Below are 15,735 nucleotides of genomic sequence, written 5' to 3'. Positions count from 1 at the left end.
GTGGGTGAGGCCGGCCCCGGCGCTTTCCGGACGAACGTTTGTTGTGGTCGCCATCACAACTGCTACTGTCACAACGCACGAGAGACACCCCGCTCCCCACTGGGTGTCCCCGCAGAACGAAGGAGTTGTGCACTGTGAGCACCCCGTCCCCCGCGGCCCCCGGGGCCGCGCCGGATCCCGGCGGCCCGTCGTCCCCCACCCCCGAGCAGTTCCTCGCCGTCCAGCAGTCCGAGGAGTTCGGCCAGCTGCGCCGCAACTTCCGCGGCTTCGCGATCCCGATGACCATCGCGTTCCTGGTCTGGTACCTGGCCTACGTGCTGCTGTCGACCTACGCCGAGGGCTTCATGTCGATCCACGTGCTGGGGAACCTGAACCTCGGGATCATCCTCGGCTTCAGCCAGTTCCTGATGACCTTCCTGATCACCTGGCTGTACATCCGCCACGCGAACAAGTCGCTGGACCCGATCTCCTCGAAGATCCGCATCGAGCTGGAGGGTGATCTCTGATGGAATTCGGCAATCCCGTCCTCAACATCGCGATCTTCCTGGCCTTCGTGGTCGTCACCCTGGTGGTCGTCATCAGGGTCTCGCGGACCACCACCAGCGCCAGCGACTTCTACCACGGCGGCCGTGCCTTCTCCGGGCGCCAGAACGGCATCGCGATCGCCGGCGACTATCTCTCGGCCGCCTCGTTCCTCGGCATCGTCGGGGCCGTGGCGCTGTACGGCTATGACGGCCTGCTGTACTCCGTCGGCTTCCTGGTGGCCTGGCTGGTGGCGCTGCTGCTGGTCGCCGAGCCGCTGCGCAACACCGGCAAGTACACGATGGCGGACGTCCTCAGCTTCCGCATGCGGCAGCGTCCCGTGCGCACCGCCGCTGCGACCTCGACCCTCGCCGTCACCTTCTTCTACCTGCTCGCCCAGATGGCCGGCGCCGGCGCGCTGGTCTCCCTGCTGATCGGCATCGAGGGCCGGGTCGGGCAGTCGATCGTGATCGCCGTCGTCGGTGTGGTCATGATCCTCTATGTCCTCATCGGCGGCATGAAGGGCACCACCTGGGTGCAGATCATCAAGGCGGTGCTGCTGATCACCGCCGTCGGCGTCACCACCGTGTGGATCCTCGCCCTGAACGGCTTCAACCTCTCCGCTGTGCTCGGCAACGCGGTCGACGCCCATCCCGACGGCACCGCGATCCTCGAGCCGATGCTCCAGTACGGCACCTCCGGCGCCTCGAAGCTGGGCTTCGTCTCCCTCGCGATCGCGCTGGTGTTCGGCGCGGCCGGGCTGCCTCACGTGCTGATGCGCTTCTACACGGTGCCCACCGCGAAGGAGGCCCGCCGCTCGGTGGTCTGGGCGATCGCCCTGATCGGCTTCTTCTACCTGTGCACCCTGGTGCTCGGCTTCGGCGCCGCCTACATGGTGGGTGTGGACGTGATCGGTGACCTCCCGGGCGGATCGAACTCCGCAGCCCCCGCGCTCGCCTATGCCGTGGGCGGCACGGTGCTGATGGCCATCATCTCCGCGGTGGCCTTCGCGACCATCCTCGCGGTGGTGGCGGGCCTGACGATCACCGCCTCAGCCTCCTTCGCGCATGACATCTACAACGGGGTGATCAAGCGCGGCCAGGCCGATCCGAAGAAGGAGATCGCGGTGGCCCGCCGCACCGCGCTGGTGATCGGCGCGGTCTCGATCGTCGGCGGCATCCTCGCCGCCGAGCAGAACGTCGCCTTCCTGGTCTCGCTCGCCTTCGCGATCGCGGCCAGCGCCAACCTGCCCTCGATCCTCTACTCCCTGTACTGGAAGCGGTTCAACACCCGCGGTTCGGTGTGGAGCATCTACGGCGGTCTGATCAGCGCGATCGTGCTGATCGCTTTCTCGCCCGTGGTCTCCGGCGCGGACAATGCGATGATCCCGGGCGTCGACTTCGCCTGGTTCCCGCTGACGAACCCCGCGATCATCTCGGTGCCGCTGGGCTTCTTCCTCGGCTGGCTCGGCTCGGTGACCTCCTCGGAGCGCAACGAGCTCAAGCAGGCCGAGATGGAGGTCCGCTCCATGACCGGGGCCGGCTCCGAGAAGGCGGCCATCGACCACTGAGGTCACGCGGCCAGACGTCGAGTGACCAAGTTCTGCGCTCGCGGGGACCGATCCGGAATCCGGCATCGGTCCTCACGGGCGCAGAACTCTGCATCCCCGGCCGACGGGCCGTTCACCGGTAACCCTGCCGTGGCCGGCGTCGCGGTCGAAGAGCCGGACGAGCTGCGCAGGAGGCTGTTCCCACGAGGCCACGAGGCAGGGACCTCGCCACCCGGTATCGGCCGGAGGAGCTCAGGCCAGGCGCAGCCCCGACTCCGGACGCACCGCCCGGTCGTGCAGGTCGATGATCTGCTGCTCGACGGGGTCAGGTGCGGGTCCGGTGCTCGACAGGAGCCGGCACACGGCCACCTCCGCAGAAGCGGTCCGGTAGCGCTCCACCCACGCACGGTGGATGTCATCGGTCGCGGTGCGGGTGCCGAGCTCCTCGAAGCGGTCCACCTCCACGCGCCAGGGCTTCGGGGTCAGGCGCGCCCGATAGGTGTCGTGGACCCGGCACAGGATCATGTACAGCTCATCGCTGCGCACCTGCCCCATCAGCTTCTTCGCACGCTCGCTCGACGGTGCCGCGCCGCTGCCGGTGATCAGCAGACGGAAGCCGTTGCGGGTGCGGTAGGTGCGCACCCCCAGCTCGGGATGGAGGGTGCGGAAGTCCTCGATCAGGGCCAGGGTGCGCTCGTGATGCTCACCCCGACGACCCGGTGAGCGCAGGCCGAAGGCGTCCGGATCCTGCTGCTGCTCGGTGAGCTCCTCGGCGCGGCGGCCCCCGAACAGTCGCGAGAGCATTCCTCTGCCGCCCGCCGTCACACGGTCCGTCGAGGACGGCTCGACCAGGTCGATGTCGCTGATCAGCACCGCATCGGTGTTCAGCACCGCCGAGCCGTAGCGGTTGCGGGTGATCGCCGCGATCAGGGTGTCGTCGGGCCCATGGAGCTCCTCGAGCAGCTCCTCGGGAAGGCGTCGCAGCGGGTAGTACTCCAGTCCGTCGTCGGTCCGTCGCTCGGTGCCTCCGGCCGCGGCCACGCGCTGCAGGCGCTCACGCGCATCGCGCTGTGCGTCCTCGGGCGAGGTGTCGGAGGCGCCATGGATCGTGAGCGCCCACTCGTCCCCGCCGGGGACGGTGACGGTCTCGCGGACGGTGGCCCAGTGGCGGGGGTTCGGCTGCATGCCCCGACCGTAGTCCGTCATCGCGACGGGGCGGCTGGGAGATGCGGGAGAATGGGCCCATGACCTTCTTCGAGGAGCTCTGGTCCCAGATCGGGGCGTCGCCCGCGGGAGCGCTGGGCGTGCTCATCGCGAGCATCGTGCTCTACCTGATCTTCACCCTGATCCTCCAGGTCGCCGGGCCGCGGCTCAGCGCGAACCCGTCGATGCTGAGCTTCGCGGTGATGGCGCTGCTGGGCTCCCTCGTCGCCCGCGCGATCCTCGGCAACACACCGACGCTGGTGGGCGGGCTGATCGCGGTGATCACCCTGCTGGTGCTCGAGTTCCTCCTGGGCAGGCTCCGGCTCGGTGTCGACCGCATCTTCACCCGGCGCGGCCCGCGGCCGACGGTGGTGATGGTCCATGGCCATGTGCTCCTCTGGCATCTTCGTCATCTGGGGCTGCGCGAGACGCAGCTGCTGACGCTGCTGCGGCGCGGCGGCGTGCGCCACGTGATCGACACCGACCTGGTGATCCTCGAGCCGCGCGGAGGGCTGACCATCGTGCGCCGCGGCGAGACGATCGACGAGCGGTTAGTGCGCAATGTGCGCGGTGCGGAGATCATCCCTCGCTCACTGATGCACTGAGCGGCCCAGCCCCCGTCCACGCCAGTCGCACCCGCGCCTGCCTCGCTGCGCGTCCGCATGCATCCGGCCCCGCACCGGCGACGGTGCGGGGCCGGAGCCGGGGCCCGACGTCGGAGCGTCGGGTGGTGGCGAGGCTCAGGCGAGCTTCGCCTCCAGGGTGATGTCCACGGCGGCGAGTGCCTTCGAGACCGGGCAGCTGCTCTTGGCCTCGTCGGCGATGCGCTGGAAGTCGGCGTCCTCGATCCCGTCGATCTGCGCGGTGACGGTCAGCGCGATGCCGGTGATTCCGCCCTCGGCGATGTTGAAGGTGACGTCGGCCTTTGTGTCCACAGCAGTGGGCGGGGTGCCGTTCTCGGCGAGCATGTTCGAGAACTGCATCGAGTAGCAGGCGGCGTGCGCGGCGCCCAGCAGCTCCTCGGGGGAGGTGGTGCCCTGCGCGGACTCCTCGGCGCGGGCCTTCCAGCTGAGGTCCATGGTGCCGAGCTGGGAGGTCTCCAGTGTGGTGGTGCCGGAGCCGGAGAGCAGATCGCCCTTCCAGGCGGTGGACGCGGTGGAGGTGACGGGACGGGGCATGGTGACTCCTTCGGTCGACGGTCGCCCCGCGTTGCCGCGAAGGGCGCTCGCCTCCCACCGTAGCCCCGGGCCGCGCCGAACGGGAAGGACCGTTCGTCCTGGAGGCCCCCGCACGCGCGGCCGCGCCGCCTACTCCAGGGACTCGAACTTGCGGATCCAGGCGGAGCCGATGGGGTTCGCGTCGGCGACCATGATCACGAAGCGGTCCCCGGCGATCTCGGCGACCTCGGTCAGCGCGACCCGGCGCTCGTGGGCGGGGGAGTGATCCAGGCGTCGCACTCCGTTCTCGATGATCTTCGCGAAGGAGTCGGTGCGGCCGAGGTACGCGACGAAGGGCATGTCGAACTTCTCGGCGTAGCGGGCCGAGAGGTCGCGCACTGCGAGGATGTCCTCCTCGGAGAGGTTGTCCAGGGCGAAGGAGCCCACGTCCTGGCTGATCGCGCCGGCCTGCTCCTCGTCGGCCGTGACCAGGGTGGCCATGTCCGGATAGGCGCGCACCAGCGCGTCCTGCTCGGAGCGCTCCGCGGTGAGCACCGCGTCCTCGATCGCCGCGCGCAGGGTGGGGGCGTCGGCGAAGGGCCGAGACTCCCAGGCGCGCTCGAGCGGCCAGGTGGCGCCGTTGAACAGGGAGCCGAAGGTCGCCACGAAGGTCGCGCGGTCCATGTCGTTCACGTCGTCGATGCCGATCCGCTCGCCGTCGGCGGTGGTGGTGACCATCGAGCCGCGCTGGCCGCCGATGTGGAAGAACAGCAGGTTCAGCACGATCGCGCTGATCGCGCCGACGGTCACGCCCGAGGAGACGAACACCTGCGCCCAGGAGGGGAACACGCCCGCGATGTCCGGCTTGAAGCTCACCAGCATCGCCAGGCCCAGCGAGGTGCCGACGATGACGGAGTTGCGATTGTCGGTGAGGTCCACCTTGGACAGGGTCTGGATGCCCACCAGCGCCACCGAGGCGAACAGGGCCAGCGAGGCGCCGCCGAGCACGGGGGAGGGGATCGCGGCGACCACGGCCCCTGCCTTGGGCAGCACACCGAGGATGATCATCAGCACGCCCGCCCCGGCGACCACCCAGCGGGACTTCACGCGGGTCAGGCGCACCAGCCCGATGTTCTGCGCGAAGCAGGTGTAGGGGAAGGAGTTCAGCACCCCGCCCAGCAGGGTCGAGAGGCCGTCGGCGCGGATCGCCTCGGAGATGTTCCTGGGGCGGATCCGCTTGCCCACGATTTCGCCCGCGGCGAAGACGTCACCGGTGGTCTCCACCATCGTGATCAGCATGACGATGATCATCGAGATGATCGCGGTCGCCGAGAAGGTGGGGATGCCGAAGTAGAAGGGGGTGGTCACACCGAAGGCGGAGGCCTCGGTGACGCCGCTGAAGGAGGTGTCGCCCAGCAGCACGGCGACCGCGGTGCCGACGACCAGGCCCAGCAGGATCGCGATGGTGCCCAGGAAGCCGCGGAAGAACCGCTGCACCAGCACGATGATCGCGAGCGTGCCCAGCGCGTAGAGGATGTCGCGGGTGGCGGGGGTGCCCTCGGCGTAGTTGGTGATGTCCCCGGCGGAGACGCCCAGCAGGGTGATGCCCATCGTGGTCAGCACGGTGCCGATCACCACCGGCGGGAAGAACCGCAGGATCTTCGCGAAGTAGGGGGCGACCAGGAAGGTGAACAGGCCCGCGACGATGATCGAGCCGTAGATCATCGGCAGCCCCTCGGCGCCGCCCTCGCCGCCGGTCGCGGCCAGGCCTATCGCGATGATCGGGCTCACCGCGGTGGTCGTCACGCCCTGGATGATCGGCAGGCGCACGCCCACCTTCCAGAAGCCGACGGACTGGATCAGCGTCGCGATGCCGCAGGTGAACAGGTCGGCGTTGATCAGGTGGATCGTCTGCTCGGCCGTGAGGTTCAGGCCCGAGGCGATCAGCAGCGGCACGATCACCGCACCGGCGTAGAAGGCCAGCACGTGCTGGATCGACAGCACGGTGAGCTTCCCGGCGGGGGGCACCTGGTCGACGGGATGGGTGCGGGCTGCGGGGGCGCTCGGCGCGGCGGCGGTGGTCATCAGGATCCTTGGGGTCCGTCGAGGATGGGACGCTCGACGCGGGGGAGGAGGCGGGGCCGACGGGACGGCCGCGCACCAGAGTAGGCCCCTGCGTCGCCGCGGGCGCAGTGCGACCGCGGGTGAGACGGGTGAGATGGGACAACGCGTGGGCAGGGTCGGCGGAAAGGGCTGACGACAGCGGCGGATGACCGCAGCGGAGCACAGCAGCGGATGACAGCGGTGTCAGACCGGGGGCGTGAGATGGAAGGCACCAGGTGGCTTCTCCTGCGCAGGCGGGGTAGAAGGGTGTGGTGACGACTTCCCTGCCCCGCGACAGCGCCCCGTGCCCGGCCGACGCTCCTGAGGCCGGCGCTCCTGAGGCCGACGCCGCTCAGGCCGACGCCCTTCGGTCTGGCCCCGCTCAGGCCGCCCCCGCATCGACGGGGCGGGTCCCGGCGCGCACCACGGCCGTCGGCACCGTGCTCGCCGTGCTGGCCATCGCGACCATCGCGCTGAACCTGCGCCCCGGCGCGACCGGCGTCGGCCCCCTGATGGAGACCATCGTGGGTGCCTACGGGCAGGGAGCCTTCGCCTCCGGCCTGCTGACCGCCCTGCCGTGCCTCGCCTTCGGCGTGCTGGGCCTGCTGGCAGTCCCGATCTCCCGCCGGGTGGGGCTGACCGGCGCGATCGTCGCCTCCTTCGTGCTGGTCGCGATCGGGCTGCTGCTGCGGCCCGTCTCCGACGTGTTCTCGGTGTTCGTGGCGCTGTCGGTGCTGGGTCTGCTGGGCCCGGCGCTCGGCAATGTGCTCATCCCGGCCTGGGTCAAGCTCCACGGCGGAGCGCGCACGGTGGCGCTGATGACCCTGTACAGCGTGATGCTCGCGATCGGCGGGTCGCTCGGCGCGGCCCTCGCGGTGCCGCTCGCGGGCGGCGCGGCCGACGGCTGGCATGACTCGCTGCGGTTCTGGGGAGTCATCGTGGTGGTGCCCGTGGTGGTCTGGGCGATCGTCCTGACCCGCACCGGTCATGACTTCCCGCCGGCCCCGCCCCAGGGCGAGCTCGGAGGCTCGCTGCTGCGCTCGCCCACCGCGATCGCGCTGATGGTGACCTTCGCGATGCAGTCGCTGAATGCGTACACCCAGTTCGGGATGCTCCCGCAGATCCTCTCCGACGCCGGGGTGACGCCCGCACGCGCCGGGGTGCTCGTCGCCGTGATCGCCGGCTGGGGTCTGGTGGGCGGGCTGGTGATGCCGAGCGTGATCGCGAAGGTGAACGGCCTGCGCTGGATCGTGGGCGGCTTCGGCCTGCTCACCACTGCGGGGTACATCGGTCTGCTGCTGGCGCCCGGCGTGAGCCCGATGCTGTGGGCCTGCGTGCTGGGCATCGGCGGATTCGTCTTCCCCACCGCGATCGCACTGATCCCCGCCCGCACCCGGAACCCGCTGGTCACTGCCCGGCTCTCCGGCATGGCCCAGCCCTATGGGTACATCCTGGCCGCGCTCGGACCGATCGTGGCCGGTGCGCTGCTGGGGGCCACCGGCTCTCCGGATGTGGTGCTGTGGTTCCTCGCCGCGACGGGCCTGATGATGGCGGTCTCGGGCTTCCGGGCGGCGCTGCCGCGGATGGTCGACGACGAGATCGCGGCCTGAGCGGGAGACCCCTGCCGGCGGACGGTTCCGTGGCAGGATGCTCCCATGAGCCTCGTCCGCACCCTGCGCATCCTGGCCTCCCAGCGGCCCTCCATGCCCTCGCGCGCCGTCGCCGCCCCCATGCGGGTGAGACGCCGTCGGCACGGGCAGGTGCCCGTCACCTGGCTCGACCAGGAGCTCGCGGGGGCAGCGACCATCGTCCACCTGCACGGCGGCGCCTATCTGCGTGGTGAGAGCCCGCAGACCTGGAGCTGGCTCGAGGAGATCGCCCGCCGCTCCGGCGCTGCGGGCGCGATGATCCACTACCGTCTCGCCCCGCGGTACCGCTTCCCGGCCGCGATCGAGGATGCCCTGCACGCGATCGACGACATGGCCGCCGCAGCGATCCTGCGTCCCGGCCGCTGGGTGCTCTCGGGGGACGGTGCCGGCGCCGGCCTCGCCCTCGCGGTCGCCCAGGTGCTCGCGGAGAACTCCCACGATGCGCCGGCCGCGCTCCTGCTCGAATCCCCCTGGGCCGACCTCAGCCGGGAGGAGCACGGGCTCGAGGAGCTGAGCACCGCGGCCCGCCTGTACGCGGGTGCCGTGCCGCGCACCGCGCCGCGCCTCAGCCCGCTGTACGGAGAGCTGTCCGGTGTGCCCCCGGTGCACCTGGTCGCGGGCGCGCGCGATGAGCTGATCGGCGACAGCCGGAACCTGGACCGCGCGCTCACCGAGGCCGGCGTCGAGCACGAGTATCTCGAGATCCCGGAGGCGTCCCACGCCGTCGCGATCCGCGGCGAGGGGCCCGCCTCGCAGCGTGCCCGCCGGTTCCAGATCGCCGCGGTGCGTGGCGCACTGGGGATGGATGCGGGTACCACGCGCTGAGCACTCGCGGGCACCACGCGCTGAGGATGCGGGTGCCGCGCAGGCAGCGCGCGGGCGCCGCGCGGGGAACCCGCGGGCACCGCGCAGGGAGTTCAGCGCCTGGGGCTACTCTGTCCCTCATGGCGCGAGGCGATCAGCGGGTCAGCAGCAGTGACAACAGCGATGACAGCGGCAGCACTTCCAGCGGCACTTCCCACAGCAGCACTTCCAGCGGCAGCCCTCACAGCGAGAGCGTGACCTGGAGCAGCAGCCCCTCCGCGGTGTCCGCGATCCGTGACGCCTTGATCGTGCACTCCTCGGCGGGAGCCCTGCGCCTGGTGCTGCAGCAGCTCACGCTGCGCGACGAGGGAGCAGCCGTCGGGAGCCACGAGGTGATCGATGGGATCGTCGATGTGGAGGGCAACCTGGTGGTGGTGCCGCTCGCCGAGGCGGTGCGCGCAGATCCCGCAGCGTCCAGCGCGCTCGATGCAGCGCTTGCTCGCCTGCGTGCTGAGATCTCCGCAGTGCTCGGGTCTGCGCCGGATTCCCTCGAGGTGGTGATCGACGCCGACCGCACGCGCCGCGTCTTCGTCGTGCTCACGATGGAGATCTCGCCCGCGGATGTCACCGGCCCGCCCCCGCACCCGGCACTGCACGACGGCCGCCACCACATCGTCCATCACGCCCCCGCCCTCGACGAGCTGCGGGACAGGATGGCTCCACCGCCTCCCGGGCTCCTGGCCCGGCTCCGTGGCGTGCTGGCCCGGGGAGCGCCTCGCGACCGCTGAGCGCAGGGTGCCGTCCGAGAGCAGGGTGTCGTCCGAGCGCAGGGTGCTCTCGGAGTGCAGGGCGCCGTCGTGCTGCGAGCCGGTCAACCCACCGCGAGGATGCCCCGCGAGGTGCCGTCCCGCAGAGGCGCCGGTCAGGCGGGCGCTGCAGCCGGGGCGCCCATCCCCGCCGCGGTGGCGCCGGGCAGGCTGAGTCCGAACGCCTGCGCGAGGGTCACGCCGAGGTCGGCCCAGGACCCCTCGACGGTGCGCTCCGGCAGTCCCGGCCCGCGGGCGAGCACCACGGCGAGGGCCGACGGGTCGCTGACCGTGCGCGGACCCGCGTAGTAGGGGTCGTCCCCCTCCACCAGCGAGCGATTCGTCGCGGAGAGCCCGAAGACGGTGCCGGGACCTCCTTCGAGCACCGCGATCACATCGGTCTCCTCACTCGCCTCCACCCCGTCATCCACCGGGCGCAGCGACAGCCGGTCATGCGTGCCGACCCCGTTGGCCGGGCCACCCTCGCTGAGGGTGCTGAGTGCGTGGAGGACTCCTTCGCGGACTGCGGCGTCGACCTCACGTCGTACATGCACCACGCCGCGGGGGCCGTCGGGCCAGACCAGGGCATCGAAGTCCCTCAGATGATTCTCCTCGGTGCGGAGCAGGCCGTGGGCCGCCAGGGCCGTGTTGGGGTGCACCAGCAGGGCGGTCGGGATCACCGGCCGCCCGGGCACCAGGAGCACGCGGTCCTCGGCGAGGGGGGAGAAGGCGGTGAGGATCTGCTCGAGGGCGTCGGCGGTGTCCAGCAGCGCACGCCGTGCCTGCGCGGTCCCGGGCCCGAGGGTGCGGCGGACGATCGCGAGTCCGGTCAGCCGTGCGGCGAGCAGATCGATGTGTCCGTGCCCGAGGGCCTCGGCGGCGATCTCGGCGACCAGGTCGTCGGGAGGGACCTGGGAGAGCTGGACCCCGGCCTCGCGTCGGCAGGCGAGATGCTCCGTGATCATCCGAGGTGAGCTCGTGGCCACCGCCATCTCCCAGCGATTGCGATAGCGGTGCAGGTCCTCGACCAGGGGAAGGCAGAGATCGATCTCGGCACCGGCGGTTGCAGGCCACTGCAGCGCGGCGGTCACCAGCCCTGCCTCTCGCGCCTGCGTGAACAGGGTGGGGGCCGCCATCGAGCTCGCGTACCAGGTGGAGCGGCTCTCGGGACGGTCCACGAGGAAGGGCTCCGCGGTGGCGACCCCGGTGCGGGCGACGGAAGCCCCCGTGACCAGGCTCGCGAGCACAGGCGCCGGCTCGGAGGGTCCGCCTGGGCGGATCCGCAGCTCGGTCATCCCGGTGAGCACGGTCCGTGCCAGTGCCGGGAACCGGGTGTCGCCGTCGGCTGGCCGGGCAGGCCCAGCAGCCCCGTTGGCCCCAGCACCCCCGGTGGCCCCAGCACCCCCGGTGTTCCCGGCGGCGTGGCGGAGCGTCTCGAGGTCGTGCTCATCGAGTCCGTCGACAGCGAGCAGCAGCGTGCGGGAGCGGCCCATGGGATACCTCCTCCAGGTCCTTGACAGCGGTCCAGTGACCATAGGAGGGCCCTCTGGCCGCGACACGAGAACCCGGTGAGCACCGGGCCACCGCAAGATGAACAGCGCGTGCGGCTCCTCAGTCGCAGGTGAGGTAGGTGAGATCGTCCTCGGCGAACAGCGAGGACTCCTCGTCCAGGAGGTCCTCGAGCGGGATGTGGGGCGAGGCGAGGACCTTCTCCTGAGTGGCCTTCTGCACCTCCCGGTGCTGATCGTCGTCGGCCAGAGCTGGGACCAGCAGTCCCTCGTGCTCCGCGATCCCGCAGCCATCCAGACCATGAATGGTCAGGCGGATCGCGGCATCGGCGGCGCTGCCGTCCCCGGCGATCTGGGTGACGATGCCGAGTCGGTAGGCGAACACCCCGACGGCTCGGGTCTCGTTGTGGAGGGCGGTCCAGGCGATGGTGGCTCCCAGGGCGAGGGCTGGGCCGTCCTCCTGCTCGGTGCGGTGCCAGTCGGCGGCGATCGCGGGGCGGCCGACGGTGCGGAACGGCTCGGCGAGCGCGATCGCGTAGAAGAGCCGGTTGCCGTCGTCCCAGGCCGTGCGCAGCCCCTGCTGCCAGAACTCGGGGGAGTTCTTCGCGATGTGGTCGTGGGTGGCCTCATCGTCCAGGCCGCGCAGGTCTTCAGGTGCGAGATAGGCGGCGCCGACGAAGGTGGTGAGGAGGTCGCGGGCCGGGTCGACGAAGCTGTCGTCGGCGCTGAGATCGGCCCAGCTGTCCAGCTCTACGCTCGCGCCCTGGACGCTCAGACCGCGCAGCTCCTCGGCGGAGCGTGCGTTCCAGACCGCGGGATCGAGCGAGGCGAGCGGGTCGCGGGCGATGTCGGCGGAGGTGGGGACCGGACTGGGGCCGCCGCAGCCCGTGGTCAGCAGGACGGCACCGGGGACGGCGAGCAGCGCGGCCAGAGAACGTCGGCGCAGGGCCGGGTTCCCTCGGGTCCGCGGGGCCTCCCCGGCCGTCATCTCAGCTCGGGGTCCGCGGGATCGGCGCGGCCGCTGTCCGCATCGAGCCGGCGCCGGACGGTCACCGCGCTCTCGCGATCGTGCCGGACCGCCTTGTCGACCAGCGGCTTGGAGCTGTTCTCGGGCTCATCCGGCTGCACCACCAGCCAGACGATGAAGCCGAGCGTGAGCAGCAGGCAGATGGCGACCAGGATGAGCAGCAGCGGCCAGGAGAAGGGGACCGGGTCCCAGAAAGGGTCGCCACCGAAGGCGACGACGCTCCCGCCGATGATGCTCACGAATGCCCCCTCAGAGGTGATGCCGGGCCGCGGGTGGGATTCCCGGCCGTGGAGATCCCGCCCAGCATAACGCCGCGCCGCTTTCTGACGTTATGCTGGAAAGACTATGGCTGACGTTATTGTCGGGCGCTTCGCGCTCATCGACCTGATCGCGAAGGGCGGATCCGGGTCCGTCTGGCGCGCCTGGGACTCGAAGGCCCAGGAGCTCTGCGCCGCCAAGGTCCTGCGCCAGCGCGACTCCGCAGACCTGATGCGGTTCGTGCGCGAGAAGGGCGTCAGCTTCGATCACCCGCATCTGCTCACCCCCTACGGCTGGGGTGCCGAGGACGAGCACGTGGTGATCGCGATGCCGCTGATCTCCGGGGGAACACTCGAGTCCGTCGTGAAGAAGAAGGGCAAGCTGGGCGAACCCGCCGTGGTGGTGATCCTCGACCAGCTGCTGGACGGCCTCGCCCATGTGCATGCCGAGGGGTGGATCCATCGCGACGTGAAACCCGCGAACATCATGTTCGAAGCGCGCGGACGCGCCCACCCCGCCTCCCGGCTCGCCGACTTCGGCATCGCGGTCCATGAGACCGACGTGCGCTTCACGCACGTGGGCATGGTCAACGGGACCCCCGGCTATATGGCCCCGGAGCTGTTCTCGATGGCGGAGCCGGCACCCTCCCATGACCTCTACGCCGCGGGGGTCGTCGCACTGGTCGCGCTGAACGGGCCGATCAAGCTGCACGACGGCGCCTTCCGCCCCGATGAGCTGACCCAGCATCTGCGCGGCGTCACCCCGAAGCTCTCGGCCGTGATCCGACGCCTGGTCGCCGCCCAACCCGAGGATCGCTACCAGGACGCCGCCGCGGTGCGCCGCGATCTGCCGCGCGTCCCGCAGGGCTACCCGCTGGCGCATGCCGACGGCACGCCGCTCGAGTTCACCGACACCCTGGATCCGATGCCGGAGAACGCCCCCGGTGCTGCACGTCCAGAGCGCCCGGCGGCTCAGGTCGCTCCGTCCTCGCTCGAGGCGATCCGTGCCGGGCAGGTGCAGCAGGGCTTCAGCTCAGGCTCTCCCTCCCCGCAGACCGGCCCGCAGTGGGCGCGGCAGACACCACCGGGCACCCGGCCGCAGCAGGCGGCCAGGTTCAACCCGCAGGGCTACACCGCCACCCAGACCTCCACCGGCTTCACCGGTCCGAGCGGCGGGCGCAATCGCGGCACCCTGATCGCGGTGGCACTCGGGGCCGGTGCCGCGCTGGTGCTCGGTCTGATCGTCGCAGCGGTGCTGCTCATGGTCTTCAACGAGAGTCCTGCCTCCGCGCTCAGGGGCGCGACGGGCCCCGTCAGCAGCCTCGACGCCTCCTTCGCCGAGGTCGAATCGGGGCAGGAGTGCGTCGCCGAGGACGAGGGCGTCATCGCGCTCACCGCCGACGGCCACTACCTCTCCTGCACCCTCGCCGCCGACGGCGAAGGCCACACCTTCGCCTGACCGGCGCTGCTCGCACGCGCCTACACGCACGCGCCGTCGCCTGGTCGCGCCCGCGAAGCCGGTGTCAGTGCGCTGTGACGGCGATGGTGTCCAGCGACTGCAGCAGCGCCTCGCGCCGGGGGTCCATCAGCAGGTCGATCCGCAGCGACCGTGCATCGTCGCCTGAGCCGGGCACCGTCCAGCGCAGCTGGGCACGGCTGAGCACCTGGGCATCCTGGATCCGAAGCTGCTCGAGCACCCGTGCCTCGAGCCCGGAGGCGGCGAGCGCGGCGGAGAGGCGGCGTCGGCGTTCGGTGCGCGGCACGTCGAGGTCCATGTTGTCCGCGAACCAGGCGTCGGCCACGGTGTCATCGTCGGTGCGCAGCCACTGCAATGCTGCGTCAGCCGCCTCGAGGGTGCGGGACGCGGCCTGCACCGGGCGTCGGGCCAGCAGGCTCGGGACCTGCTGCTGGAGAAGGCGCAGGGTCCTCATCGACAGCGGGGTCGCCGGGGCGTACTTCGAGTTCGCAAGCGCCACGACTCCCACTCCGGAGTCTCGGTGCCAGACCATGAACGAGCCGTAGCCGGGATAGCCGCCCGAGTGGGAGATGACCTGGCCGAGGTCTGGGAAGTGTTCGATGACCAGGCCGAAGCCGTATCCGCGCACCCGGTCGAAGCCGGGAGAGGCGCCGCCGGGGGCAGTGGGGCCGCCGGGGGCGGCGGGGCCGCCGGGGCCAGCGGGGTCGCCCGTGCCAGCGGGGCCTCCGGGGCCGGAGGGCTCGACGGGCAGTGCCGCGAGCGCTTGGTGGCGGTGCAGCTGCTGCATCTCGCGCCGGGAGGCGGTGGCCAGTGGGCCGGTCTCGCGCTGCACGGCGTCAGGGGCATCGGCCTCAGCGAGGAAGCGCACCCAGGCCGCGATGTCGTCGACGGTGGAGAACAGCCCAGCCATCGCGCCGTACACGCCGTGGTCGTCCAGGGGCACCGGTTCGAAGCGGGTGGCATCGGTGCGATCGGCGAGGCGGTGGCCGGTGGCGAGGCACGCGGTGTCGATCTCCCGGTCGGACCAGCCGCTGGCCGTCATCCCCAGCGGATCGAGGAAGCGGCGCCGGATCTCGCTCGCGTAGTCGCCGCCGCTGATCTCGTCGATCACGCGACCCAGCAGGGCGTAGCCGGTGTTGGAGTACTCGAATCCGGTGCCGACAGGGTGGACGTGGCCCAGGCCCTTACGCAACGTCGCTGCGAACGCCTCCCGGCTCATCGCCTGCTGCCGATCGCCCCAGGGATTGTCGGTCACCAGCCCGCCGCTCATCGACAGCAGCTGGCGCAGGGTGGGCTCGCGCTCGTCGGTGGCGAGGTCGAAGGTTCCGGCGGCCTCGGGGACGTAGGTGGAGACCGGGTCGTCCAGGTGCAGGCGGCCCTCGTCCCGCAGCGCGAGGATGGTCGCGGCGGTGAAGGACTTCGTCATCGAGGCGATACGGGAGACGGTCCCGCGATCCATCGGCCCGGAGCCTGCGGCCTGCACGCCGTCCGTGAGCTCCCGCGCGCCGGCGGCGCCGGCGGCGAGCACTGCCTGCTGGTGGTCGTGGCCGCCGATGATCGCCCAGGTGATCCCGGCCGTGCGGTGCTGGGCGACCGCATCGTCGAACAGTGCGGCGACGGCGGAGGTCACGGAATCGGGCAGAGCAGGAAGGCCAGGGCTGGTCTCAGGCATG

General features: G+C 71.1%; 14 protein-coding genes. 7 read left to right on the top strand and 7 right to left on the bottom strand.

Annotation, left to right across the window (positions count from 1 at the left end; translation table 11 throughout):
* The first annotated feature begins 134 nt into the window (after positions 1-134).
* A complete protein-coding gene (locus Q0937_RS13115) occupies positions 135-506 on the top strand; it encodes a DUF485 domain-containing protein (protein ID WP_299304326.1) in 372 nt (123 codons plus the stop codon).
* Positions 506-2,092 carry a cation acetate symporter gene (locus Q0937_RS13110; protein WP_299304324.1) on the top strand — a complete coding sequence of 529 codons (1,587 nt, stop codon included), beginning with the start codon at positions 506-508 and terminating at the stop codon, positions 2,090-2,092. Before Q0937_RS13115 ends, Q0937_RS13110 begins: the two co-directional genes overlap by 1 nt.
* Before the next feature lie 231 nt (positions 2,093-2,323).
* Here the strand turns inward: Q0937_RS13110 and Q0937_RS13105 are convergent, their stop codons facing one another.
* On the bottom strand, positions 2,324-3,256 hold the full coding sequence (locus Q0937_RS13105) for a hypothetical protein (RefSeq protein WP_299304322.1): 933 nt from the start codon (positions 3,254-3,256) through the stop codon (positions 2,324-2,326).
* A gap of 59 nt (positions 3,257-3,315) precedes the next feature.
* Here Q0937_RS13105 and Q0937_RS13100 point away from each other — a divergent pair, with 59 nt between their 5' ends.
* Positions 3,316-3,879, top strand: coding sequence for a DUF421 domain-containing protein (locus tag Q0937_RS13100; RefSeq protein WP_299304321.1), 564 nt, complete (start codon positions 3,316-3,318; stop codon positions 3,877-3,879).
* 135 nt (positions 3,880-4,014) lie between these two features.
* Here the strand turns inward: Q0937_RS13100 and Q0937_RS13095 are convergent, their stop codons facing one another.
* Both Q0937_RS13095 and Q0937_RS13090 read right to left on the bottom strand, forming a co-directional pair.
* A complete protein-coding gene (locus Q0937_RS13095; protein ID WP_299304320.1) occupies positions 4,015-4,452 on the bottom strand; it encodes an OsmC family peroxiredoxin in 438 nt (145 codons plus the stop codon).
* Positions 4,453-4,581: 129 nt separating this feature from the next.
* Entirely contained in the window at positions 4,582-6,516 is a 1,935-nt protein-coding gene (locus Q0937_RS13090) for a solute carrier family 23 protein (RefSeq protein WP_299304318.1), read from the bottom strand.
* Between the two features lie 290 nt (positions 6,517-6,806).
* On the opposite strand from Q0937_RS13090, the gene Q0937_RS13085 reads away from it, so the two are divergent.
* The 3 genes from Q0937_RS13085 (at position 6,807) to Q0937_RS13075 (ending at position 9,775) form a co-directional block, all read left to right on the top strand.
* Positions 6,807-8,144 carry an MFS transporter gene (locus Q0937_RS13085; protein WP_363323236.1) on the top strand — a complete coding sequence of 446 codons (1,338 nt, stop codon included), beginning with the start codon at positions 6,807-6,809 and terminating at the stop codon, positions 8,142-8,144.
* Between the two features lie 45 nt (positions 8,145-8,189).
* A complete protein-coding gene (locus Q0937_RS13080; RefSeq protein WP_299304317.1) occupies positions 8,190-9,008 on the top strand; it encodes an alpha/beta hydrolase in 819 nt (272 codons plus the stop codon).
* 233 nt (positions 9,009-9,241) lie between these two features.
* Positions 9,242-9,775: a hypothetical protein gene (locus Q0937_RS13075; protein ID WP_299304315.1), complete on the top strand. Its 534-nt coding sequence runs from the start codon at positions 9,242-9,244 to the stop codon at positions 9,773-9,775.
* 134 nt (positions 9,776-9,909) lie between these two features.
* Here the strand turns inward: Q0937_RS13075 and Q0937_RS13070 are convergent, their stop codons facing one another.
* The 3 genes from Q0937_RS13070 to Q0937_RS13060 all read right to left on the bottom strand — a co-directional run bounded on the left by Q0937_RS13070 (position 9,910) and on the right by Q0937_RS13060 (position 12,567).
* Entirely contained in the window at positions 9,910-11,286 is a 1,377-nt protein-coding gene (locus Q0937_RS13070; protein ID WP_299304313.1) for a phosphodiesterase, read from the bottom strand.
* A gap of 118 nt (positions 11,287-11,404) precedes the next feature.
* Entirely contained in the window at positions 11,405-12,289 is an 885-nt protein-coding gene (locus Q0937_RS13065) for a hypothetical protein (RefSeq protein WP_299304312.1), read from the bottom strand.
* Positions 12,286-12,567, bottom strand: coding sequence for a hypothetical protein (locus tag Q0937_RS13060; protein WP_299304310.1), 282 nt, complete (start codon positions 12,565-12,567; stop codon positions 12,286-12,288). The genes Q0937_RS13065 and Q0937_RS13060 overlap by 4 nt, the downstream gene beginning before the upstream one ends.
* 106 nt (positions 12,568-12,673) lie before the next feature.
* Here Q0937_RS13060 and Q0937_RS13055 point away from each other — a divergent pair, with 106 nt between their 5' ends.
* Complete coding sequence (locus Q0937_RS13055; protein ID WP_299304308.1) at positions 12,674-14,044, top strand: serine/threonine-protein kinase; 1,371 nt, start codon at positions 12,674-12,676, stop codon at positions 14,042-14,044.
* A 64-nt stretch (positions 14,045-14,108) separates the two neighbouring features.
* Here the strand turns inward: Q0937_RS13055 and Q0937_RS13050 are convergent, their stop codons facing one another.
* Complete coding sequence (locus tag Q0937_RS13050; protein WP_299304306.1) at positions 14,109-15,734, bottom strand: serine hydrolase; 1,626 nt, start codon at positions 15,732-15,734, stop codon at positions 14,109-14,111.
* Between the last annotated feature and the right edge of the window lies 1 nt (position 15,735).

Origin of the sequence: uncultured Brachybacterium sp. (genome assembly GCF_947500705.1) — a bacterium.
GTDB lineage: Bacteria > Actinomycetota > Actinomycetes > Actinomycetales > Dermabacteraceae > Brachybacterium.
This window is presented reverse-complemented; position numbering and strand designations above follow the sequence as displayed.

What these genes read in the sequence shown, in the direction of transcription:
- Q0937_RS13110 (WP_299304324.1), top strand. Translation starts at nt 506, where the DNA reads ATGGAATTCGGCAATCCCGTCCTCAACATCGCGATCTTCCTGGCCTTC.
- Q0937_RS13105 (WP_299304322.1), bottom strand. Translation starts at nt 3,256, where the DNA reads ATGCAGCCGAACCCCCGCCACTGGGCCACCGTCCGCGAGACCGTCACC.
- Q0937_RS13100 (WP_299304321.1), top strand. Translation starts at nt 3,316, where the DNA reads ATGACCTTCTTCGAGGAGCTCTGGTCCCAGATCGGGGCGTCGCCCGCG.
- Q0937_RS13095 (WP_299304320.1), bottom strand. Translation starts at nt 4,452, where the DNA reads ATGCCCCGTCCCGTCACCTCCACCGCGTCCACCGCCTGGAAGGGCGAT.
- Q0937_RS13090 (WP_299304318.1), bottom strand. Translation starts at nt 6,516, where the DNA reads ATGACCACCGCCGCCGCGCCGAGCGCCCCCGCAGCCCGCACCCATCCC.
- Q0937_RS13080 (WP_299304317.1), top strand. Translation starts at nt 8,190, where the DNA reads ATGAGCCTCGTCCGCACCCTGCGCATCCTGGCCTCCCAGCGGCCCTCC.
- Q0937_RS13070 (WP_299304313.1), bottom strand. Translation starts at nt 11,286, where the DNA reads ATGGGCCGCTCCCGCACGCTGCTGCTCGCTGTCGACGGACTCGATGAG.
- Q0937_RS13065 (WP_299304312.1), bottom strand. Translation starts at nt 12,289, where the DNA reads ATGACGGCCGGGGAGGCCCCGCGGACCCGAGGGAACCCGGCCCTGCGC.
- Q0937_RS13055 (WP_299304308.1), top strand. Translation starts at nt 12,674, where the DNA reads ATGGCTGACGTTATTGTCGGGCGCTTCGCGCTCATCGACCTGATCGCG.
- Q0937_RS13050 (WP_299304306.1), bottom strand. Translation starts at nt 15,734, where the DNA reads ATGCCTGAGACCAGCCCTGGCCTTCCTGCTCTGCCCGATTCCGTGACC.